Source organism: Pseudomonas sp. IT-P100 (assembly GCF_949767185.1).
In the GTDB taxonomy this organism is placed as follows: Bacteria; Pseudomonadota; Gammaproteobacteria; order Pseudomonadales; family Pseudomonadaceae; genus Aquipseudomonas; species Aquipseudomonas fluorescens_B.
On sequence record NZ_CATKQK010000055.1, the window covers coordinates 63,217 to 84,486 of the forward strand.

General features: G+C 60.7%; 20 protein-coding genes. 12 read left to right on the plus strand and 8 right to left on the minus strand.

Annotated features, from left to right (window positions below):
* Positions 1 to 170 precede the first annotated feature (170 nt).
* Together ACM6IQ_RS24200 and ACM6IQ_RS24205 are read left to right on the plus strand one after the other, a co-directional pair.
* Positions 171 to 611 (plus strand): phage infection protein, encoded by a 441-nt coding sequence (locus ACM6IQ_RS24200; protein WP_414880043.1) that lies wholly within the window; start codon positions 171 to 173, stop codon positions 609 to 611.
* Positions 612 to 1,039: 428 nt separating this feature from the next.
* Entirely contained in the window at positions 1,040 to 1,576 is a 537-nt protein-coding gene (locus tag ACM6IQ_RS24205) for a cupin (RefSeq protein ID WP_414880044.1), read from the plus strand.
* 42 nt (positions 1,577 to 1,618) lie between these two features.
* On the opposite strand, the gene ACM6IQ_RS24210 is transcribed toward ACM6IQ_RS24205, so the two are convergent.
* Together ACM6IQ_RS24210 and ACM6IQ_RS24215 are read right to left on the minus strand one after the other, a co-directional pair.
* Entirely contained in the window at positions 1,619 to 3,292 is a 1,674-nt protein-coding gene (locus ACM6IQ_RS24210) for an MFS transporter (RefSeq protein WP_414880045.1), read from the minus strand.
* A gap of 76 nt (positions 3,293 to 3,368) precedes the next feature.
* The gene (locus ACM6IQ_RS24215) at positions 3,369 to 4,076 is read right to left on the minus strand and encodes a hypothetical protein (RefSeq protein ID WP_414880046.1); all 708 of its coding nucleotides are present in this window, start codon (positions 4,074 to 4,076) and stop codon (positions 3,369 to 3,371) included.
* A 267-nt stretch (positions 4,077 to 4,343) separates the two neighbouring features.
* Between ACM6IQ_RS24215 and ACM6IQ_RS24220 the strand changes: the two genes are divergently transcribed.
* Together ACM6IQ_RS24220 and ACM6IQ_RS24225 are read left to right on the plus strand one after the other, a co-directional pair.
* Positions 4,344 to 4,706 (plus strand): hypothetical protein, encoded by a 363-nt coding sequence (locus tag ACM6IQ_RS24220; RefSeq protein WP_414880047.1) that lies wholly within the window; start codon positions 4,344 to 4,346, stop codon positions 4,704 to 4,706.
* A gap of 150 nt (positions 4,707 to 4,856) precedes the next feature.
* Positions 4,857 to 5,426, plus strand: a complete 570-nt coding sequence (locus tag ACM6IQ_RS24225) for a chorismate mutase (RefSeq protein WP_017339303.1) — start codon at positions 4,857 to 4,859, stop codon at positions 5,424 to 5,426.
* 4 nt (positions 5,427 to 5,430) lie between these two features.
* Here ACM6IQ_RS24225 and ACM6IQ_RS24230 read toward each other — a convergent pair whose 3' ends face one another.
* Entirely contained in the window at positions 5,431 to 5,820 is a 390-nt protein-coding gene (locus ACM6IQ_RS24230; RefSeq protein WP_031318991.1) for a c-type cytochrome, read from the minus strand.
* 359 nt (positions 5,821 to 6,179) lie between these two features.
* Between ACM6IQ_RS24230 and ACM6IQ_RS24235 the strand changes: the two genes are divergently transcribed.
* From ACM6IQ_RS24235 to ACM6IQ_RS24255, 5 genes are all read left to right on the plus strand, one after another.
* Positions 6,180 to 7,553, plus strand: coding sequence for a glutamine synthetase family protein (locus ACM6IQ_RS24235; protein ID WP_414880048.1), 1,374 nt, complete (start codon positions 6,180 to 6,182; stop codon positions 7,551 to 7,553).
* Between the two features lie 7 nt (positions 7,554 to 7,560).
* Complete coding sequence (locus ACM6IQ_RS24240; RefSeq protein WP_414880049.1) at positions 7,561 to 8,952, plus strand: aldehyde dehydrogenase family protein; 1,392 nt, start codon at positions 7,561 to 7,563, stop codon at positions 8,950 to 8,952.
* Positions 8,953 to 8,955: 3 nt separating this feature from the next.
* Positions 8,956 to 10,116, plus strand: coding sequence for an iron-containing alcohol dehydrogenase (locus ACM6IQ_RS24245; RefSeq protein WP_414880050.1), 1,161 nt, complete (start codon positions 8,956 to 8,958; stop codon positions 10,114 to 10,116).
* Between the two features lie 114 nt (positions 10,117 to 10,230).
* Complete coding sequence (locus ACM6IQ_RS24250) at positions 10,231 to 11,787, plus strand: amino acid permease (protein ID WP_414880051.1); 1,557 nt, start codon at positions 10,231 to 10,233, stop codon at positions 11,785 to 11,787.
* A 211-nt stretch (positions 11,788 to 11,998) separates the two neighbouring features.
* Complete coding sequence (locus ACM6IQ_RS24255) at positions 11,999 to 12,418, plus strand: organic hydroperoxide resistance protein (RefSeq protein WP_017339309.1); 420 nt, start codon at positions 11,999 to 12,001, stop codon at positions 12,416 to 12,418.
* A gap of 51 nt (positions 12,419 to 12,469) precedes the next feature.
* Here the strand turns inward: ACM6IQ_RS24255 and ACM6IQ_RS24260 are convergent, their stop codons facing one another.
* Positions 12,470 to 12,805 carry a hypothetical protein gene (locus ACM6IQ_RS24260; RefSeq protein WP_017339310.1) on the minus strand — a complete coding sequence of 112 codons (336 nt, stop codon included), beginning with the start codon at positions 12,803 to 12,805 and terminating at the stop codon, positions 12,470 to 12,472.
* A gap of 353 nt (positions 12,806 to 13,158) precedes the next feature.
* Positions 13,159 to 14,328, minus strand: a complete 1,170-nt coding sequence (gene solA, locus ACM6IQ_RS24265) for an N-methyl-L-tryptophan oxidase (RefSeq protein ID WP_414880052.1) — start codon at positions 14,326 to 14,328, stop codon at positions 13,159 to 13,161.
* Between the two features lie 184 nt (positions 14,329 to 14,512).
* On the opposite strand from solA, the gene ACM6IQ_RS24270 reads away from it, so the two are divergent.
* Entirely contained in the window at positions 14,513 to 16,225 is a 1,713-nt protein-coding gene (locus ACM6IQ_RS24270) for an amidase (RefSeq protein WP_414880053.1), read from the plus strand.
* 61 nt (positions 16,226 to 16,286) lie between these two features.
* On the opposite strand, the gene ACM6IQ_RS24275 is transcribed toward ACM6IQ_RS24270, so the two are convergent.
* Positions 16,287 to 16,541 (minus strand): hypothetical protein, encoded by a 255-nt coding sequence (locus ACM6IQ_RS24275; RefSeq protein WP_017339313.1) that lies wholly within the window; start codon positions 16,539 to 16,541, stop codon positions 16,287 to 16,289.
* Between the two features lie 158 nt (positions 16,542 to 16,699).
* Between ACM6IQ_RS24275 and ACM6IQ_RS24280 the strand changes: the two genes are divergently transcribed.
* A complete protein-coding gene (locus ACM6IQ_RS24280) occupies positions 16,700 to 16,939 on the plus strand; it encodes a hypothetical protein (protein WP_414880054.1) in 240 nt (79 codons plus the stop codon).
* Positions 16,940 to 17,225: 286 nt separating this feature from the next.
* On the opposite strand, the gene ACM6IQ_RS24285 is transcribed toward ACM6IQ_RS24280, so the two are convergent.
* The gene (locus ACM6IQ_RS24285) at positions 17,226 to 18,551 is read right to left on the minus strand and encodes an OprD family porin (protein ID WP_414880055.1); all 1,326 of its coding nucleotides are present in this window, start codon (positions 18,549 to 18,551) and stop codon (positions 17,226 to 17,228) included.
* A 144-nt stretch (positions 18,552 to 18,695) separates the two neighbouring features.
* On the minus strand, positions 18,696 to 20,045 hold the full coding sequence (locus tag ACM6IQ_RS24290; protein ID WP_052909684.1) for a gluconate:H+ symporter: 1,350 nt from the start codon (positions 20,043 to 20,045) through the stop codon (positions 18,696 to 18,698).
* A gap of 687 nt (positions 20,046 to 20,732) precedes the next feature.
* On the opposite strand from ACM6IQ_RS24290, the gene msrA reads away from it, so the two are divergent.
* On the plus strand, positions 20,733 to 21,239 hold the full coding sequence (msrA, locus tag ACM6IQ_RS24295; protein ID WP_017339560.1) for a peptide-methionine (S)-S-oxide reductase MsrA: 507 nt from the start codon (positions 20,733 to 20,735) through the stop codon (positions 21,237 to 21,239).
* The last annotated feature ends 31 nt before the right edge of the window (positions 21,240 to 21,270 follow it).

Here is a 21,270-nt window from a genome sequence, read left to right on the forward strand (position 1 = left end):
GTGGATCCAATCAAGCAACGCGTAGCCAGGTGCCATCACTCGTACGACATGGGCCTCGTCCATCTATTGGTTTCGTCAATGGTCACCATTAATTCAATGAAGTTCTCTTAAAAATTCTGCGGCGTAACATCGCCTCCATACCAAACAACTACACCCCGGAGCACACACTCATGAAACGCCAAATCCTTCTCAGCATCGCTTTCTCGGTTTTTGCAGTTAACGCTTTCGCCGCTTCTTCTGCTCATTCGGTTGTCGCTGAAGGCGGCTCGGATCGTCTGATTGAAAGCCGTGTGGCTGAGGGTGGTTCGGATCGTCTGATCGAAAACCGCGTCGCCGAAGGTGGTTCCGACCGTCTGATCGAAAACCGCGTCGCCGAAGGTGGTTCCGACCGCCTGATCGAAAACCGCGTCGCCGAAGGTGGCTCCGACCGCCTGATCGAAAACCGCGTCGCCGAAGGTGGTTCCGACCGTCTGATCGAAAACCGCGTCGCCGAAGGTGGTTCCGACCGTCTGATCGAAAACCGCGTTGCCGAAGGTGGTTCCGACCGCCTGATCGAAAACCGCGTTGCCGAAGGTGGTTCCGACCGCCTGATCGAAAGCCGCGCTGTATGAATGAATAGCCTTAACGCAGAACTCGACAAAAAGCCCGGCCTGATCAGCCGGGCTTTTTCTTGCTCAAAATAAATGAATGTCCTTCATTGAGGTGAAGCCGCAACACGCCTCTCGCGTATCGCGCCAGCCCGATCTTGATGCCGACCAGGATGGGCCCGGCGCGCTGCGACGTTAACGATAACGCGTGCTGAATGAACGCGCTGTGAACCTCCATCGCTGGCAAGCCAGCTCCCACAGCGGATTTTTAGCGAGCATGACATGGGTGTTCACCGCCGATGACCTACTGTCGTCCGGTTGATTCGGGCTGGTGCCCACACATTCTTTCTCGGAGAAGTGCGAACCTTCAGATACTGTTCGTCTGCCGAGCCGAATTCGCCACCGGGGCACTGGTCACACCGGAATCAGCGTCAACCGCTCCGGAGATTCCAATGGCCCGTTCGCATTCCCTTCCCGCCCCCGCGCAACCCCTGTTGCTCGAAGCCAACGACTGGGTGCCCAACAATCCGCGCCTGCCGGTACTCATTTACCCCAAGGCCATTGCCGTCCAGGGCAACGATCCGGCGGCGCTGTTCGAGAAAACGTTCAAGGCCAATGGCTGGCCACCGCAATGGCGTTACGGGGTCTACGACTTTCACCACTATCACACCGAAGGCCATGAAGTGCTTGGCATCGCCAGCGGTCATGCGCGTTTGATGCTGGGCGGTCCGGACGGTCATGTACTGGAAGTCAGTGCGGGTGATGTGGTGCTGCTGCCAGCGGGCACGGGCCACTGCAACCTGGGTTCAAGCGACGATTTTCTGGTAGTCGGTGCCTACCCGCCCGGGCAGCACGCCGATATTTGCCGCGAGGCACCGAGTGCCGAGCAACAGGCAAGCATCAACACGCTGCCGTTTCCCGAGCGCGATCCGGTGCAGGGCGAGGATGGTGCGGTCGGCCAGCATTGGGTCAGCCAGCATCAGCCATGACAACCTCGCCCTCTCCCCCGCGAGAGAGGGCGAACGCCAGCCCTAGGTGTGATGAATTTCCCGATCCTTGGTTTCCGGCAGGAAGAACGTACCGAGTATTGCAGTCAACACCGCAATGACAATCGGGTACCACAACCCGTAGTAGATATCCCCCGTGGCCGCGACCATGGCAAATGCCACCGTCGGCAGGAAGCCGCCGAACCAACCGTTGCCGATGTGGTACGGCAGCGACATCGAGGTGTAACGGATGCGCGCCGGGAACAGTTCCACCAGCCACGCAGCGATCGGACCGTAGACCATGGTCACGTAGATCACCAGGATAGTCAGCAGTAACAACACCATCGGGTAATTGGTCTTGGCCGGGTCAGCCTTCTCGGGGTAACCGGCGTCCTTGAGGGCAGTGCCGAGGGTGGCGGTGAAGGCGTCGTTGCGGGTCTTGAAGTCGGCGGCCGGCATGCCGGTGCCTTCGAAGCTCGGGATCACTTTGTCGCCGATACGAACCTGCGCGACTGCGCCCGGCTCAGCCTTCACGTTTTTATAGGGAATGGCCCGCTTCGCCAGCACCGTTTTGGCGAGGTCGCAGGAACTGGTGAATCTGGCTTTACCCACCGGGTCGAACTGGAACGAGCACTGGTCCGGATCAGCGACCACCGTGACCGGATTCTTATCCTGGGCGATGAACACGTCAGGGTTACCGTACTGGGTCAACGCGTGGAAGATCGGGAAGTAGGTCACCGCCGCCAGGATGCAGCCCGCCATGATGATGCCCTTGCGACCGATGCGGTCGGACAGGCTGCCGAATATCACGAAAAACGGCGTGCCGATCAGCAGGGAGCCGGCAATCAGCAAGTTGGCGGTCTGCGCGTCGATCTTCAGGGTCTGCAGCAGGAAGAACAGCGCGTAGAACTGCCCGGTGTACCAGACGACGGCCTGGCCAGCCGTACCGCCGAGCAAAGCCATGATCACAATCTTCAGGTTTTCCCAGCGAGCGAAGGATTCAGTCAGCGGCGCCTTGGACGCCTTGCCCTCAGCCTTCATCTTCAAGAACACCGGGGACTCACTGAGTTGCAGGCGGATGTACACCGAGACGATCAGCAACAGGATCGACAGCAGGAACGGAATCCGCCAGCCCCAGGCCTCGAAGGCTTCAGTGCCGAGAATCGTGCGGCAGGCGAGGATCACCAGCAGCGACAGGAACAGACCGAGGGTCGCGGTGGTTTGTATCCACGAGGTGAAATAACCGCGCCGCCCCTTCGGCGCATGCTCGGCCACGTAGGTCGCCGCCCCGCCGTATTCACCGCCCAGGGCCAGGCCTTGCAGCAGGCGCAGGGTAATCAGGATGATCGGTGCCGCCACGCCGATGGTCGCGTAGCCCGGCAGAAAACCGACGATGGCAGTGGAGACACCCATGATGACAATGGTGATCAGGAAGGTGTGCTTGCGCCCGATCATGTCGCCCAGTCGGCCGAACACAATCGCGCCGAATGGCCGCACGGCAAACCCCGCCGCGAACGCGAGCAGCGCGAAGATGAAGGACGTGGTCTCGTTGACGCCGGCGAAAAAGTGCTTGGCGATGATCGCCGCGAGGGAACCGTAAAGGTAGAAGTCGTACCATTCGAACACAGTGCCCAGGGACGAGGCGAAGATGACTTTGCGCTCCTCCCTGGTGATCCCGTGGTTGGGCAAGTTGCCCGTGGTGGTGTCGATTGCGGCCATGAGTCTTCTCCGTCTTGCTCTTGTTGTAGGCCGGAGCACCTCACTACCATCGTCGTACCCAGGCCCTGGGCTGAAGTCATCGGATTACCGATTTCATGAAGCCTGGCAACAGGCTGACCGCCTCACATCGCTGCAAGGTTTCCTGAAGCATAATCACCTTCGCGCAGATATCCACTCGCCATCCGGCTTTGTCCGCTACCCGCCGCATCGCCTGCTCCAGCACGGCCAGCGCTTCCAGGGTGTCGGCACCCGGCGCAGGCTCGCCGGTTTTCAGATCCCACAGCAGCCAGGGTGTGCGGTCGATCAAGGCTTCGGCAAACAGCGCCGCCACATCCGGATCGTCGGGAAAGGCTTTATAGACATCGCGCATCGACGCCGCGTAGGCATCGTTCCAGTCGAAAAGTTGTTCAACGCTGGCGGCCTCGTCAGCCTGATAGCGTTGCTCCAGCGCCCGGATCAGCGCCTGTTCCACCGGTTTTGCACCCTCGCCATGCGCAAGCGCGGCACGCGTCGCCAGCCGGGCCTGGGTGACGGCGTCTTTCAATTCCTGTTCGATAAACGCATCCCAGCGTTTGTTGTAATTGGGGCCGGAAGCATAGGCGATGCCCCAGTAGGCCATCGCGCAATCGTGGTCATGTTCGATCGCCTTGCGGAAACAGCGGATGGATTCGTCGTGGTTGTAGCCGTAGCACCATAACAATCCCCGGTCGAACCAGAGCTGAGCCTGTGGTGAACGGGTCGTTACGGGGCGGCTGTAAGTGCCCAAATCGTAATAGTCGTGCATCGGTTTACCCTCTCGATCAGAGCCTGGAACCTCTCAGGAAACGCCTTGCCACGGTCTGATTTCCTGGAGACCGTCGATCGTTCAAGAGATCCAGCATACCCCGCAGGTTCTGCCCCAGCGCTGCAACCGACGACAGGCTGGCGCAATGGAAGTCCGAGGACCATTGCCGACGTCGATAGTCACCATCAACTCAATGAAGTTCTCATAAAAAATCCGCGGCGTAACATCAGCTCCATACCCAACAACTACACCCCGGAGCACACCATCATGAAACGCCAACTCTTCCTCAGCATCGCTTTCTCGGTTTTTGCAGTTAACGCTTTCGCCGCTTCTTCTGCTCACCCGGTTGTCGCTGAAGGCGGTTCGGATCGTCTGATTGAAAGCCGTGTGGCTGAGGGTGGTTCGGATCGTCTGATCGAAAACCGCGTCGCCGAAGGTGGCTCCGACCGCCTTATCGAAAACCGCGTCGCCGAAGGTGGCTCCGACCGCCTGATCGAAAACCGCGTCGCCGAAGGTGGCTCCGACCGTCTGATCGAAAACCGCGTGGCCGAAGGTGGCTCCGATCGTCTGATCGAAAACCGCGTGGCCGAAGGTGGTTCCGACCGTCTGATCGAAAGCCGCGCTGCATGAATGAATAGCCTTGCCGCAGTACCCGACAAAAAGCCCGGCCTGACCCGCCGGGCTTTTTCATGCACAAAAATCAGCCCCTGCTTAATGTCGCTGTCTCACTTGTGATAAATAGCACCTGATTGCGAGTCCCGTACCCAATGAGGTTTGCCCATGTTGTGTTTCCCACGCCTGCCGCTGCTGCTGACCTGCGCCCTGTCCGGTTTACTCGCTTGCGGTGCACACGCCGCCACGCCATCCCCGGCGCCCGACAGTCTGCAGCCGCTGCTGGTGACGATGAACGAACGCCTGAACATCGCTGACCTGGTGGCATTGACCAAATGGGACAGCCACAAACCGATCCAGGACAGCGTCCGGGAAGCGCAGGTCATCGCCAACGCCAGGAAGCAGGCCGTTACCCGTAATCTCGACCCGGACGAGGTCGCGGAGTTGATCGCCGCACAGATCGAAGCCAACAAGCTGGTGCAATACGGACTGCTCGCGCAATGGCAAGCGTCGGGCAAGGCGCCGGACACGCCACGGCCGGACCTTGCCCATCAAATCCGCCCACGGCTGGATGAGCTGCAAAACCGCCTGTTGCAGCACTACGCCGATTTCGCGCCTTATCGCAAAGACCCGAACTGTGCCCATTGGCTGGCCAAGGAGCGATCCGCGCTGATCAAGGATGGCCTGCATGGCCAGGCACTGATCCGCGCCACCGGGGATTTGTGCGTGACGGATTGATGGGCTACTGCGGCTGAAACGTCTGCAAGTACGCCAGCACATCCTCGATCTTCTCTGGATCGCTGAGCCCCCAGAAAATCATCCGGGTGCCCGGCACCACTTTCTTCGGCGCTTCGAGGTAAGCCGTCAGTGTCTCGCGGGTCCAGACAATGCCGGCGGATTTCATCGCGTCGGAGTACTGGTAGTCCGCCGAGCTTCCCGAAGGGCGGCCGAAGATGCCGTTGAGTGGCGGGCCGAAACCGCCCCGGGCCGACTCGCCCACTTGATGGCAGCCACCGCAGATCCGCGTGAACAGTTTCGCCCCGGCTTCAACATCCCCCGCCGCTGCCACCGGTGTGCAAAATGCCCCTGCCGTCAGTGCAAGGACGAAGGTGAGGCTTACGGCTTTCATCATGTTCGGTTCCAGTGAGGTCAATCGGCGCAGCCGGTGCATTTTCGCGCCTACCTTACCCGATTGCAGCAGCCTGACGGGCACTGGTCACTCAAGCGTCGACGGGGTGCGCGGGTCCGGCACTGATCCCGCAATCGGTCAAGACGGTGCCAGGGGCGTGCCGGATCGTTTGCGCCGGATTGGCTACACGCCTTTGATTCAGCGGGCTTGGGGTCATGTGGACTTGCAGTTTTCAACAGTAGGCTAAGCTTGGATCAGCTCATTGCTCACGATGCTCGATTCTGCAGGGTTTTGGTTTTTCTGGAGAGCGTCTGCAACAGCTATCTCAGACAGGCCCAACCCTTTCACGCAGGATTGACGTGATGACCGAGCCCCTTCTCAGTTTTGATGCGCTCAAGCGCGCTGCTGCCGCTGGTGAAATCGATACCGTACTGGTCTGCATGGTTGACATGCAGGGACGCCTGGTCGGCAAGCGCTTCCAGGTCGAGTTTTTCATCGACAGTGGTCACGAAGAAACCCACTGTTGCAACTACCTGCTGGCCGATGACATCGACATGGAACCGGTCCCCGGTTACGCCGCGGCCAGCTGGAGCAAAGGCTATGGCGACTTCGTCCTCAAGCCCGACATGTCCACGCTGCGCCGCGTGCCCTGGCTGGAATGCACGGCGCTGGTGCTGTGCGATGTGCTCGATCATCACCATCGAAAAGACTTGCCCCACAGCCCGCGGGCGATTCTGAAAAAACAGGTCGAGCGCCTGCGCGAACGCGGCTACACCGGCATGTTCGCGTCGGAACTCGAGTTCTATCTGTTCGATGAGAGCTACGAGGCGATCCACAAGCGCAATTATCACAAACCGAAAACCGCCGGCCATTACATCGAGGACTACAACATCCTGCAGACCACCCGCGAGGAGCCGGTGCTGCGGGCGATTCGCAAACATTTGCAGGCGTCGGGCATTCCCGTGGAAAACTCCAAGGGCGAATGGGGACCCGGCCAGGAAGAAATCAACATCCGTTACGCCGATGCCATGACCATGGCCGATCATCACGTCATCATCAAGCACGCCTGCAAAGAGATCGCGCAGTTGCAAGGCAAGGCGATCACGTTCATGGCCAAGTGGCGCTATGACGCCGCCGGCTCCAGCAGCCATATCCATAATTCGCTGTGGGACAAGAACGCCAAAAAGCCGCTGTTTTTCGACGCGAAAGCCGAGTTCGGCATGTCGAAACTGATGCGCGCCTGGGTCGCCGGGCAGCTCAAGTACGCCAACGACATCACCTGTTTTCTCGCGCCGTACATCAATTCATACAAGCGCTTCCAGGCCGGCACCTTCGCACCGACGCGGGCAGTGTGGAGCCGGGACAATCGCACCGCCGGCTTTCGTTTGTGCGCCGAAGCCAGCAAATCCATCCGCATCGAATGCCGCATCGGCGGCGCGGACCTCAACCCTTACCTGGCCTTCGCTGCGCTGATCGCGGCGGGCCTGGCCGGTGTCGATGAGAAGCTCGAACTCGCGGCGCCGTTCGAGGGCGATGCCTACCTCGACGAGGATCTGCCGGAAGTCTCGAAAACCCTGCGCGACGCGTGCTCCGCACTCAAGGGCTCGAACATGTTGCGCGAGGCGTTCGGCGATGAAGTGATCGAACACTACGTGCACACCGCCGAGTGGGAGCAAAAAGAGTACGACCGGCGTATCACCGACTGGGAACTGCAGCGCGGCTTCGAGCGCTATTGAGCACATCATGACGGCCAAGGTTCAGCTTGTCTCACCGGTCGATGGCCGGGTTTTTGTCGAGCGCGATTGTGCCTCTACGGCGCAGATCGAGCAGGTCCTGTCGGCGGCCGCCACCGCCCAGGTTCTATGGCAGCACCGATCGCTGAGCGAACGTGCTGCCTTGTGCAGCGCCGCCGTGGACGCGATGCTGTCGATGCAGGCGGACATCGTGCCGGAACTGGCCTGGCAGATGGGTCGCCCGGTGCGCTTTGGCGCGGGAGAACTGCGCGGTTTCGCCGAACGCGCCCGCCACATGATCGCGATAGCGCCTGAAGCGTTGGCACCTGTGGAACCCGATCCTGTCGCGGGTTTTCGGCGCTTTATCAAACGCGAACCGTTGGGCACGGTGCTGGTCGTTGCGCCTTGGAATTATCCGTACCTGACGGCGGTGAATACGATCATCCCGGCGCTGATGGCCGGCAACAGTGTGATCCTCAAACACGCCACGCAAACGCTGCTGGTCGGCGAACGTTTCGCCGAAGCCATGCGTCGCGCCAAGCTACCCGACGGGCTATTCCACAACGTGTTGCTCGACCATCAGCAGACGTCCGCGATCATCGCTTCCGGCCGCGTGCACCAGGTTAACTTCACCGGTTCGGTCGAGGCCGGCAAAGCCATGGAAGCCGCTGCCGCTGGGCGTTTCATCGGCGTGGGCCTGGAGCTCGGCGGCAAAGACCCGGCCTACGTTCGCGCCGATGCCAACCTTGAGCACGCGGTGGAGAATCTGGTGGATGGCAGCTTCTTCAATTCCGGGCAAAGCTGCTGCGCCATCGAGCGCATCTACGTCGATCAAACAATCTATCCGGCATTTGTCGAACGCTTCATCGAACTGACTGGCCACTATGTATTGGGCAATCCACTGGACGAGGCCACGACGCTGGGCCCTATGGTGACACCGGGCGCCGCCGACTTTGTTCGCGGACAAATCGCCGACGCGCTCACGCAAGGCGCCAGAGCGCTGATCGATCCAAAGACTTTCCCCGCCGATGCGCCGGGCAGCGCCTACCTGGCGCCGCAGGTATTGGTCGATGTCACTCATCAAATGTCAGTCATGCGCGACGAAAGCTTTGGCCCGGTGGTCGGCATCATGCCGGTAGCTGGTGACGACCAAGCCATCGCCCTGATGAACGACAGCGCGTTCGGCCTCAGCGCATCCCTGTGGACCCGGGACCTCGCCGCCGCCGAACGCCTCGGCAACGAGATCGCCACCGGCACCGTGTTCATGAACCGTTGCGATTACCTCGACCCCGCGCTGGCCTGGACCGGGGTCAAGAACAGTGGACGCGGCGTCACCCTCTCGCGCCTGGGCTACGAGCACCTGACCCGCGCCAAATCCTTTCATCTGCGCCACGAGGTGTAGGCCATGAACCTGACTGGAAACTGGAACTACCCCACCAGCATTCGCTTCGGTGTCGGCCGCATCGCCGAGCTGGCCGAGGTCTGTCGCAGCCAGGGTATCGAGCGACCGCTGCTGGTCACCGACAGTGGCCTGGCGCGCGCGCCGATCACCACGGCAGCGTTGGAATCCATGCGCGCTGCCGGCCTGGGCGTCGCGCTGTTTTGTGACCTCAAGCCCAACCCCATCGAGGCCAACCTCGCCGGCGGGCTCGATGCCTGGCGCGCCGGCAAGCACGACGGCGTGGTCGCCTTCGGCGGTGGCAGCGGCCTGGACATGGGCAAACTCATTGCCTTCATGAGCGGGCAGACCCGACCGGTGTGGGATTTCGAAGACATCGGCGACTACTGGACCCGCGCCGACGAAAGCAGTATCGCCCCGGTCATTGCGGTGCCGACCACGGCGGGCACCGGTTCCGAGGTCGGCCGCGCGGCGGTGATCATCGACGAAAGCACGCACACCAAACGCATCATCTTCCACCCCAAAATGATGCCGCGGGTGGTCATCAGCGACCCGGCGCTCACCGTCGGCATGCCGGCAAAAGTCACCGCCGGCACCGGCATGGATGCGTTTGCCCATTGCCTGGAATCGTACTGTGCCCCCGGTTTTCATCCGATGGCCGACGGCATCGCGGTGGAAGGCATGCGCCTGGTGGCCAATGCCCTGGTGCGCGCCGTGCACACCCCCTCGGACCTTGAGGCGCGGGCGCAAATGCTCGCTGCCGCAGCAATGGGCGCCACCGCATTCCAGAAAGGCCTGGGCGGCATGCACGCACTTTCGCATCCGGTGGGTGCGTTGTACGACACCCATCACGGCATGACCAACGCCACGTTCATGCCCTATGTCCTGCAATTCAATCGCCCGGCCATCGAAGAGCGCATCACCCGCCTCGCAGCGTATCTGCGCCTGCCCTCCCCCGGCTTCGACAGCTTTCTGGCCTTCGTCCTCAAGCTGCGCAAGGACATCGGCGTGCCGCATACGCTGTTTGAACTGGGCGTGGACGACCGGCAGGCCGACCTGATCGCGGACATGGCAATTGTCGACCCCTCGGCCGGCGGCAACCCGCTGCCATTGACCAAGGACGGCGTGGCCCACATTTTCGATGCGGCTTTTCACGGCCGTCTCTAGATCCGGAGCAGTCAGTGGTATCGGTTGGAAAAGGAGCAGTACGACAAGGTGTTGAAGGCCAGTCCATTGCGCACACGCCAGTGGATTGAATCAAAACCTGATGGGGTACACAGCATGAACCCAGCAAGCCAGCCTGGCACCGACGCGCACGACGATGACATCAAGGTGCTGCACAGCATGGGCTACGCCCAGCAACTCTCGCGACGAATGGGTGTTTTCTCCAACTTCGCCATTTCCTTTTCGATCATCTGCATCCTCTCCGGCGGCATCAACTCACTGGCCCAGGGCACGTCGGGTGCAGGGGGGGCGTCGATTGGCATCGGCTGGCCCATCGGGTGCCTGATCTCAGGGGTTTTTGCCCTGGCCATGGCGCAGATTTCCTCGGCCTACCCCACCGCTGGCGGGCTCTATCACTGGGGCTCGATCCTGGGTAACCGCTTTACCGGCTGGCTGACGGCCTGGTTCAATCTGTTGGGACTGATCACCGTGCTGGGCGCCATCAACGTCGGCACCTACTACTTCTTTTTCGGTGCCTTCGGACCGGCCCTCGGCATGGAAGACACCACCACGGTCAGGGTGATTTTCCTGGCGATCCTGACCGGTATCCAGGCCCTGTGTAACCACTTGGGAATCGGCCTGACCGCGAAGCTCACCGACTTCTCGGGCTACCTGATTTTTGCCACGGCGCTTGCCTTGACCCTCGTCTGCCTGATCTCCGCACCGAGCTATGAATTCGCCCGTTTGTGGACCTTCGGCAACTATTCCGGCGAAGCCGGCGGCAGCGTCTGGCCACAGGTTTCGAACGGTTGGGTGTTCATGCTCGGCCTGCTGTTGCCGATCTACACCATCACCGGTTATGACGCGTCGGCGCATACCTCCGAAGAGACCCACAACGCGGCCATGTCGGTGCCGCGCGGCATGGTCATGTCGGTGGTCTGGTCGTTGCTGTTCGGTTGGGTGATGCTCAGCTCATTCGTCCTGATGCTGCCAAGCATGGACGAAGCGGCGAAACAGGGCTGGAACGTGTTCTTCTGGGCCATGAATGCCCAGGTGAGCCCGACCATCAAACTGGCGCTTTACGTGGCGATTTTCATCTCGCAGTTTCTCTGCGGTCTGGCCACCGTGACCTCGGTGTCACGCATGATCTTCGCCTTCTCCCGGGACGGCGGCCTGCCCTGCTCGAAAGCACTGGCCTCGGTCTCGCCGAAATATCGCAGCCCGGTGGCCGCCATCTGGACCGGCGCTACCCTGGCGGTGTTGTTCGACTGGGGCTCGTCGGTGATCTCGATCGGGGCAACGCCGGTCTACACCATCGTGGTCTCGTGCACGGTGATCTTCCTGTTCTTCTCTTTCATCATCCCCATCGTGCTGGGCCTGTTCACTTACGGGACCGCGAAGTGGCCGACCATGGGGCCGTGGAACATGGGACGCGGGTTGTATTCACTGTTCGCCATCCTCTCGATCCTGTCGATGGTGGTGATCTTCGTCATCGGCATCCAGCCACCGAACGACTGGGCGCTGTACATCACCATCGGATTCCTGGTGCTGACGGCCATTGTCTGGTTCGGTTTTGAGGCTCGGCGCTTTCAGGGCCCGCCGACGGGCGATCTGATCGTCAAGCGTCAGGCGGAAATTGCGGCGACGGAGGCGGCGTTGAACAAGCAGGTGTGAAGGCTTTTACCTGTGGGGGACGAGCTTGCTCGCTCCCGCATTTGTATCGATCTGTATTTTTTCGCGGCGATCCTACACAGCGTTACACAAGTGCCGGATCAGGACACATCCGCACTACATGAGGATGAAAAAGTGGGCCACATCGGAAACTCAGACGTTTTCCGGTGAACAGCAATGTAGAAGAGCCCAAAAACCTCAGCAGGAACCCGCCATGATCAATCAAATCGACACCGTGCTTTACACCGGCAAGACCCACACGACCGGAGGCCGTAACGGCGAGTCGCGAAGTGACGATGGACGTCTGGATATCAAGCTTTCCGCCCCTGGCTCTTCAGGCAGTGGCACCAATCCTGAACAACTGCTGGCCGCAGGCTGGTCCGCCTGCTTCATCGGCGCCATGGGTAAAGCGGCGGTTGCATTGAAAGTGACGTTGCCGACTGACGTCGCGGTCGATACCGAAGTGGACCTGGGCAAGACCGAAAATGCCTTTTTCCTTCAAGCGCGTCTCAACGTGAGCCTTCCGGGCCTCGATCCTGTTGTCGCACGTTCGCTGGTGGATGCCGCGCACCAGACCTGCCCGTATTCGAAGGCGACCCGTGGCAACATCGACGTCGTGATCAACCTGGTTTAACCGTAGCGACAAGCGCGGCCTGCCATTGCGGCAGGCTGTGCTGGTGAAAGCTTACTGAACGTTTTTCAGCTTGACCACATCACCGGACACCTTGGTGGTGTAACCGGTCAGGACCCAGGCCCAGAACCAGTTTTCCTGCACCTGGGTGTTGATCAGTGCGTCGCCGCCCTTGGCCTTGATCGCCGCGTCTTGTGCGCGAACGAAACGGTTGTTCTGGCGGATCGGGATGACACCGAACAGCATAAGGCCGGTGGCGCTCGCTTCGCTGTGGCCAACGACGGTGTATTGGCTGGCATCGTATTGCTGGGTTTTCATCGGCGCGCCGGTGCAACCTGCCAGAACCAGACCGAGCAGGGAAACGGCAACCACTTTGCTGAGGTAATTCACTGAGTAACTCCATGGAAAAACGCCCGGGATCCATCTCTCGAGCGGCGCACACTTTACCGGAGGTAGTGGCCAATTGGTATCAGATGTAGCCGCATTATCGCCCGGCGTAACGGCCGGGGGCTTTGATTTTCCGTATGAAGCTGTCGTTCACCGTCCGGGGTCAGAAGAAACCTGTAGCGAGGGAGCTTGCTCCCGCTTGAGTGCGCAGCACTCACAAAAACCGGCGTTGGTTGTCAGATTTTGGGGCCGCTACGCAGCCCAACGCGAGCAACATGAACAGCATGACCCCGACACGCGGCATTGCAAAGGAAGGGGGGAAAACAACGGGCTCATCGGTTTGGCTTAATACTGAATCAGGATTGCCCCTCAAACCGCTTCAACGAAAACGCCGACAGATCCAGGTCGCTGGAGCCACGCACACACCACTGCGCCACCGCCTCGCCCAACGCCGCAGAATGTTTGAAGCCATGCCCTGAACAGGCCGAGACCACCAGGGTGTTTTTCAAGGTCGGATGCTCGTCGATGATGAAGTGCGAATCCGGCGTGACGGTATAGGCGCACACCGCTGACTTGACCACCCGCGAGGTCACACCGGCGATCCTGCCGCGCACCTGCGTCTCGAACATGTCGCACGCTTCGGCGGCGCTGACGGTGCGGTCCAGGGAGTCCGGGGAAGATTCCTCGCTGTACTGTTCCGTCGCGACTTTCAGGCTGCTCTCGCCGGGTAACGGCGGAAAGCCGTAGTAGGACTGCCCTCGCCCGTGGGTGAAGATGAACGTCGGCGAGACCTGCGCAAACCGGGCGTTCTCTTCCAGCTCGAACCAGAACAGTTTCTGCCGACACACCCGCAACAACCGGTCGAACGGTTGACCCAACAAGTCCCGGGACCACATGCCAGCACTGACCACGACTTTGTCGGCATGGATCGTTCGCTGGTCGGTGGTGAGGGTGACGCCCTGCTCGTGCGAAGTGATGCCTGTGACGGTTTCACCCTTCAGCAGCGTCGCGCCGTGTTCCTCGGCGAGCCGCAGTTGCACGGCGATGCAGCGTTCCGGCCGGACAAAACCGCCACTCGGTTCGAAGTAGCCGACGGCGCTGTCCAGCACCGGGGAGAACTGCGGGAATCGTTGGCGAATCTGTTCGGCGGACAACACCTCATGCTCGATGCCGTAGGTTTTCGCCAGTTGAAAGGTGCGGTGGGTGAAGTCGCTCGCATCATTGGCGTCATAGTCGGGGCTGGAGGTCATGACCAGCACGCCACACTGCTCGAACAGCGACTCGCCGGACAGTGCTTCGAGTTCGCGCCAGATCCGGTGGGAGTTACGGACGACAGGCAGATAAGCCGCGCCTTCCCCGACCGACAGTCGGGTGATACGCGTATCACCGTGGCTGGAGCCCTGGGTGTGGGGCGGATGGTATCGGTCGACACCGATCACCCTGACGCCGGACTTGGCCAATTGATAGGCCGTCGCAGCGCCCATCGCACCCAGCCCGACCACGGCTACTTCACACCGATGTTCCATATCATCACCGTCCGCAAAATGATCATTTGAGTCTGAAAGCCGATGAAAACTCAAGGGCCGAAAAAGCCCTCAGTGCAGGGTGGGATCCCGCGGCCATAAAACGCCCCGGCACTGGCAACAACCCCTTCATTGGACATACCATGCCGCGCATTCACTTCTTCCCTATCAAAACGGCGGTAACAGCATGATCGAGGTCACCGAGGTTTCCATTGCCGAACTGCGCGCGGCGCTCGAATCCGGCCAGACCACTGCAGTGGAACTGGTCCAGGCCTATCTCGCCAGAATCGACGCCTACGACAGCGCCGACACGCCCACCGCCCTCAACGCGGTGGTGGTGCGCAATCCCGAGGCGCTCAAGGAAGCGCAGGCTTCCGATAGCCGGCGAGCGCAGGGCAAAACGCTGGGGCCACTCGATGGCATTCCCTATACGGCCAAGGACAGTTACCTGGTCAAAGGGCTGACCGCCGCCTCTGGCAGTCCCGCCTTCGCCAACCTGATTGCCTATCGCGATGCGTTCACCATCGAACGGCTTCGCGCCGCCGGGGCGATCTGCCTGGGCAAGACCAACATGCCACCGATGGCGAACGGCGGCATGCAGCGCGGCGTTTATGGCCGTGCGGAAAGTCCGTACAACGCCGACTACCTCACCGCGCCTTTTGCCTCCGGTTCGTCCAACGGCGCAGGCACTGCCACCGCCGCCAGTTTCGCGGCATTTGGCCTGGCAGAAGAAACCTGGTCGAGCGGTCGCGGCCCGGCCTCGAACAATGGGCTGTGCGCCTATACGCCGTCCCGCGGGGTGATTTCGGTGCGCGGCAACTGGCCGCTGACGCCGACGATGGACGTGGTCGTGCCGTTCGCCAGAACCATGGCTGACCTGCTCGAAGTGCTCGACGTGGTGGTGGCGGAAGACCCCGATACCCGCGGCGACCTGTGGCGGATGCAGCCCTGGGTGCCGATTCCGAGTGTCACCTCGGTGCGCCCTGCTTCCTATGCCGAACTGGCGGCGAAGCCCGATGCCCTCGCCGGCAAGCGCCTGGGTGTTCCGCGCATGTTCATCAACGCCGATCCCGACGCCGGCACCAGCGAGGCGCCGGGGATCGGTGGGCCGACGGGGCAACGCATCAACACCCGGCCTTCAGTGATTGCTCTCTGGGAAGAGGCACGCAAGGCACTCGAAGCCGCGGGCGCCGAAGTGATCGAAGTCGATTTTCCGCTGGTCTCCAATTGCGAGGGTGATCGTCCGGGCGCGCCGACAGTGTTCACCCGGGGCCTGGTGTCGAAAGAGTTCCTGCATCATGAGTTGTGGGACCTGACGGCCTGGGCGTTCGATGATTTCCTGCAGGCCAACGGCGATCCGAAACTGAACCGCCTGGTCGACGTCGACGGGCCGCTGATTTTCCCCCACGACCCGGGCACCCTGCCCAACCGCGAAGGCGACCTCGTCGCGGGCATGGACGAGTACGTGCGGATGGCCGAGCGCGGCATCACGCCGTGGGACCAGATCACTACCGTTCCCGATGGGCTGCGCGGACTTGAACAGACCCGTCGCATCGACCTTGAAGACTGGATGGACCGGCTGGGCCTCGATGCGGTGCTGTTCCCGACGGTGGCTGACGTTGCGCCAGCGAATGCCGATGTCGATCCGGCCTCCGCCGACATCGCGTGGAGCAATGGTGTCTGGGTCGCCAACGGCAACCTCGCCATCCGTCACCTCGGTGTTCCAACGGTCACTGTGCCGATGGGCATCATGCCGGATATCGGCATGCCGGTCGGGCTGACCTTTGCCGGTCGTGCCTATGACGATTCGGCGCTGCTGCGTGTTGCCTCGGCGTTTGAATCGAGCGGATCGAAGCGCAAAATCCCGCCTCGAACCCCACCGTTGTCGACCGGTAAATAATGGAAGAAACGGGATTGGGGCACACGCTCCAATCCCGTTTTTTTTTCAGCCGGTCTACGCTTCATCGACCGTGGTAATCCTCCCCCGCGACCGCACGCAGATAAGCCTCGTCGCCCTTCGTGCGCAAGTCTCGCCACTCCTCCCAATCGATGATGCCCTGGCGATCCATTTCATCCGCCTGCCGCAGCAGTTCCTCATGGTAGGCATCCGGGCAGTCCATGCGCAGCGAGCAGTTTTCGAGCGTACGGTGCCAGGCATCCAGGGCCCGAAGTTTTTGCTCCTGGGTTCTCGTCAGCAGGTTTCTGAATGAATTCATGGCGGCTGTTTCCACGGTCGTTTCTGAATGGAGCGATCGGGTGCGACACAGGTTCATCACGCCCGACCAGAGGTGAGGGGGCGACTATCGTGGGCAAAAAATCTCGAACTCGTGGGTAACCGTCGCATCCAATGTGAAGGCAAACGGAGGTACGCGACATGAACAGTGATGACCGTGATAACGCACTCGAATCGCAAACGACGTCAAACGCTCCGCCCATCGATTCGTCGGGCAAACCGGTGAATGTGGTCGAGCGGGATGTGCAGGACAGAAACGGTGAAGCCGGAGGTGTCGATCAAGCCATCACGCCCTCTTCCACCCGAACCAAAGAGCAGGACGCCGAGGAACTGCAGCGCAAAATCGACGAGATAGAACGCAAGGTTGCCGACGGCAATTAGCCGCGCCGACCTGGTTGGGTCCGGCCGAATCACCGGCGGCGTAACCCGATGCAATGCCGGACATCAATCCCCTGTGGGAGCTAGCCTGCTAGCTCCCACAGGGGGGAATGCGCACACATGAAGAGCCAGGTGCTGGCCCCTCGAGAGGCCATTACGTGGGGCTTTTCCAAATGACTCGCTGTAAGGCGGCCGTTACCGCAGAAACGGATATTCACCCAATACTCGAACGCTAAACCCCGGTTAAAAGGCATCGCAAACAAGATCGGGTTTCTTATTCGCCCGGCGCTTACAACAGCGACAAGGTGTAGTTGATGATAAAGCGATTCTGGTCAACATTACGCCCCGCATCAGTGTTCGACTTGCCATTGCGCACACTGAACCCAAGCCCCTTGAGCGACCCCGACTGCAACACATAATCCAGGGTCATATCGCGTTCCCACTCTGACTGATCACCGGCGTTGCGAACCTTGATATCAGTCCCCTTCAAATACACGATCGACGCTTTCAGGCCCGGCACGCCCAAAGGCGCGAAGTCATAGGTGTACTGACCAAAGTTCGTTTGCTCACCCGCACGGGTAAAACTCTGGATCATGCGGTCCGTCGGCAGATAAACACTGCCGCCACCCGCCCCTTTATCAACCAGGCTGCCCTGGTTGGGCTGGACGAAGTTACTGCCATCACCCACCTGCTGATGGCCCAGCGACACCGAGTGCCCACCGTTCATATAAGTGATCATCGCAACCCAGGTGTTGTTGTCGATTTCACCATTGTTGTCCTCGGTGTAACCGGAAGCGCGGTAGCCTTGTGCGCGGCCAGCGGCGGAACTGTTGGCCCCGGTCGACGTGGTGCGAAAGTAACGCAGGTCAGTGGTGAACGAACTCTTGCTGTCGATCGGCAGTACATGGGTCAGACCGAAGAAATTCTGGTTATAGAAGTCTTCCATCTGCGCGAAGTAATACTGTGCTTTCAGATCCTTGGTGATGAAGTAATCACCCCCGGCGAAGTAAAACTTGTTGCTGTCCTGTGTGGCGCCCGGTACGGACAAACCGGTCCGGTCCGTCGAAGCACGACCGACCGCATGTTCAAGCACACCACTGGTCAGCATCAGCCCATCGATATCATTCGACGTGATCTGGGCGCCGGTGAACGATTGCGGCAAGACGCGGGCATCGTTCGACAGCAGGATCGGCAGTTTCGGCAACAACGTGCCGTAGCGGAACTCCGTCTTCGCAATACGCATCTTCGCCGTGGGACCGAAGCTGCTCCAGCTTTCGGCTGCACCGTCGCCCTCCGTCGGGATCATGCCGCTACCGACGTGGCGCCCGGCACCACTGTCCAATGTCACCCCCAGCAGCGCCTGAGCATCGAGCCCGAAACCGACCGTGCCTTGGGTAAACCCGGACTCGTAGCGCAGCACAAAACCCTGCGCAGCCTCCTCGGTTTTCGAGGGATCCGCCGCACCATCGCGGTTATCACTGTTGAAATACAGCGTGCGCATCGAGAGGCTGGCTTTGCTGTCTTCCAGAAAACCGTGCGCGCCAGAGTCCGCTGCCTGTGCGCAGATCGAACCGGTGGCCAACAAGAGTGCGGTGGGGATTGCTCGCTTGAACATACGATGCTCCAGGGTGATTTTTTTATGGTTTTTAAGTTTTGCCCGACCGCAATCCGCCGCTGATACCCAACACCGGCGCGCACGATGACGCGCCCAATGGGTGACCATGAGCGTTGAAACTGGAGAGCGATCGGAGGGTTCGAGCTAGATCAGATAGGAAAGACCTACGGTCAACGCAAAGGCGACCACGGAAATGATGGTCTCCAGCACGGTCCAGGTCTTGAAGGTCTGGGCGACGCTCATGTTGAAGTATTCCTTGATCAACCAGAAGCCGCCGTCGTTGACGTGGGAAAAGATCACCGACCCCGCGCCCGTCGCCAGCACCAGCAACTCCGGATGCGGATAGCCCAGCCCAATGGCCACCGGCGCGACGATGCCCGACGCGGTGGTCATGGCCACGGTGGCAGAGCCAGTGGCAATGCGCATCAGCGCGGCGAACAGCCAGCCCATCAGCAGCGGCGACAAGTGAAATTCATGGGCCAGGCTGACGATCTGATCGGTCACCCCGGCGTCCACCAGAATCCGGTTCAACCCGCCGCCAGCGCCGACCAGCAGGGTGATGCTGGCGGTCGGCGCCAGGCATTCGTTGGTGAACTTGAGGATCGATTCGCGGTTGAAGCCCTGGGCGATGCCGAGGGTCCAGAAGCTCAGCAAGGTTGCCAGCAACAAGGCGATCACCGAGTTGCCGATGAACAGCAGAAACTGGTTGAAGCCGCTGCCCGGCGTGGAAATCAGGTTGGCCCAGCCGCCGATCAGCATCAGCACCACCGGCAGCAGAATGGTCGCCATGGTGATGCCGAAACCCGGCAGGCTGTCGCGTGGTTCGCGTTCGAGGAACTGCCGCTCCAGCGGGTTTTCCGCCGGCAATTGAATGCGCGGCACGATGAACCTCGCGTACAGCGGACCGGCGATGATCGCGGTCGGAATGCCGATCAGAATCGCATACATCAAAGTCTGCCCGACCGACGCCCCATACACCTGCACCGCCAGCATCGCCGCCGGGTGCGGCGGCACCAGGGCATGCACCACCGAGAGACCCGCGACCATCGGCAACCCGACCATCAGGATCGACACCCCGACGCGGCGCGCCACGGTAAAGGCGATCGGCACCAGCAACACAAAACCGACCTCGAAGAACAACGGCAGCCCGACCAGGAACGCGATGCAGACCATCGCCCAGTGCGCGTTCTTCTCGCCGAAACGGTCGATCAAGGTGCGCGCCACCTGCTCGGCACCGCCGGACTCGGCCATCATCTTGCCGAGCATCGTGCCCAGCGCCACCACCAGCGCGATATGCCCCAGGGTCTTGCCGACGCCGGCCTCGTAGGCACCGACCACCCCGGACGGCGGCATGCCGGCCAGCAGCGCGAGGCCGATGGACACCAGGGTGATGACGATGAAGGGATTAAGCCGGTAACGGGCGATCAGAACGATCAGGGCAATGATGGCGATGGCGGCATACACCAGCAGCCAATAGCCGAAGGACAGGGTCATGCGGTACTCCTCGAAAGGGTCACGTCGAATGGGTTGTGAAACTCATAAAACATTTCGAAGAGCGATTTTCAAACGAGGCGAAAGTAATTTTCGTAGAGGGATAAGGGTTGTCGCGTAGAGGTATGGAGGGTCGTGGTTTTTGAAATTGGGTCAGGCGGATTTTCATTGCGCCTGCGCTGTTTGCGCTCGGTTTTAAGGTCTGCCAAGTGCGGTATCCGCACCGGTGGTCACCGGTTCTGAACAATCGCCACCACAGCCTTATACTTCTTCAGTTCGTCTTCTCTGTGTCAGGAAATCCCTCGACACCCGTGCGCGCCAAAGCGCGCCCGTGCCAATCGCAAACGTAACCAGCCAAGACCCCAGGCGTTGTGCCGTCCAGCATCAGATGACGGGGCGTGTTCAATGGCTCCATGGCTGAGGGATTGTGGAGAATGTCATGAAAACTTTTTCGGGGTTGTATGGGTCTTGCAACAAGGGTGCTGCCCCCCGGTGCCTGGGCTGCAGCGACACGAGCCCTGGCGTCGGATGGCGCTGATCACGTCGGTGCTGTTCGTCTGGCATACTCCCGCAGTGGTATAGGATCGGATCGGGTGGCATCCTCGCTGATGGACGGCAGCTACTCCGGCCAGTTCAACAGCCCGATCGGCAATCAGTAGCGTGTCAACACTTTGAGGGGAATGACCGTCTATGACGACGCAAACCGAAACCGCCATTCTGGCCGGCGGCTGCTTCTGGGGCATGCAGGATCTGCTGCGGCGCTACCCCGGCGTGCTGTCCACACGAGTGGGTTACTCAGGAGGCGATGTGCCGAATGCGACCTATCGCAACCACGGAAACCACGCGGAAGCGATCGAGATTGTGTTCGACCCGCAGCAGATCAGTTACCGCCAGATCCTCGAGTTTTTCTTCCAGATCCATGACCCGACGACCCCGAATCGCCAAGGCAACGATGTCGGCGCCAGCTATCGCTCTGCCCTCTTCTACCTCAGCGACAAGCAGAGGGAGATTGCCGAAGACACCGTGGCTGACGTCGAAGCGTCTGGCCTCTGGCCTGGCAAAGTGGTCACCGAAATCACCCCGGCCGGACCATTCTGGGAAGCCGAACCGGAACACCAGGACTACCTCGAACGCCTGCCCGACGGCTACACCTGTCACTTCATCCGGCCAGGCTGGAAATTGCCCGTACGCGGGTAGTCACGCAACAGAGGCGGCTCGAATGAGCCGC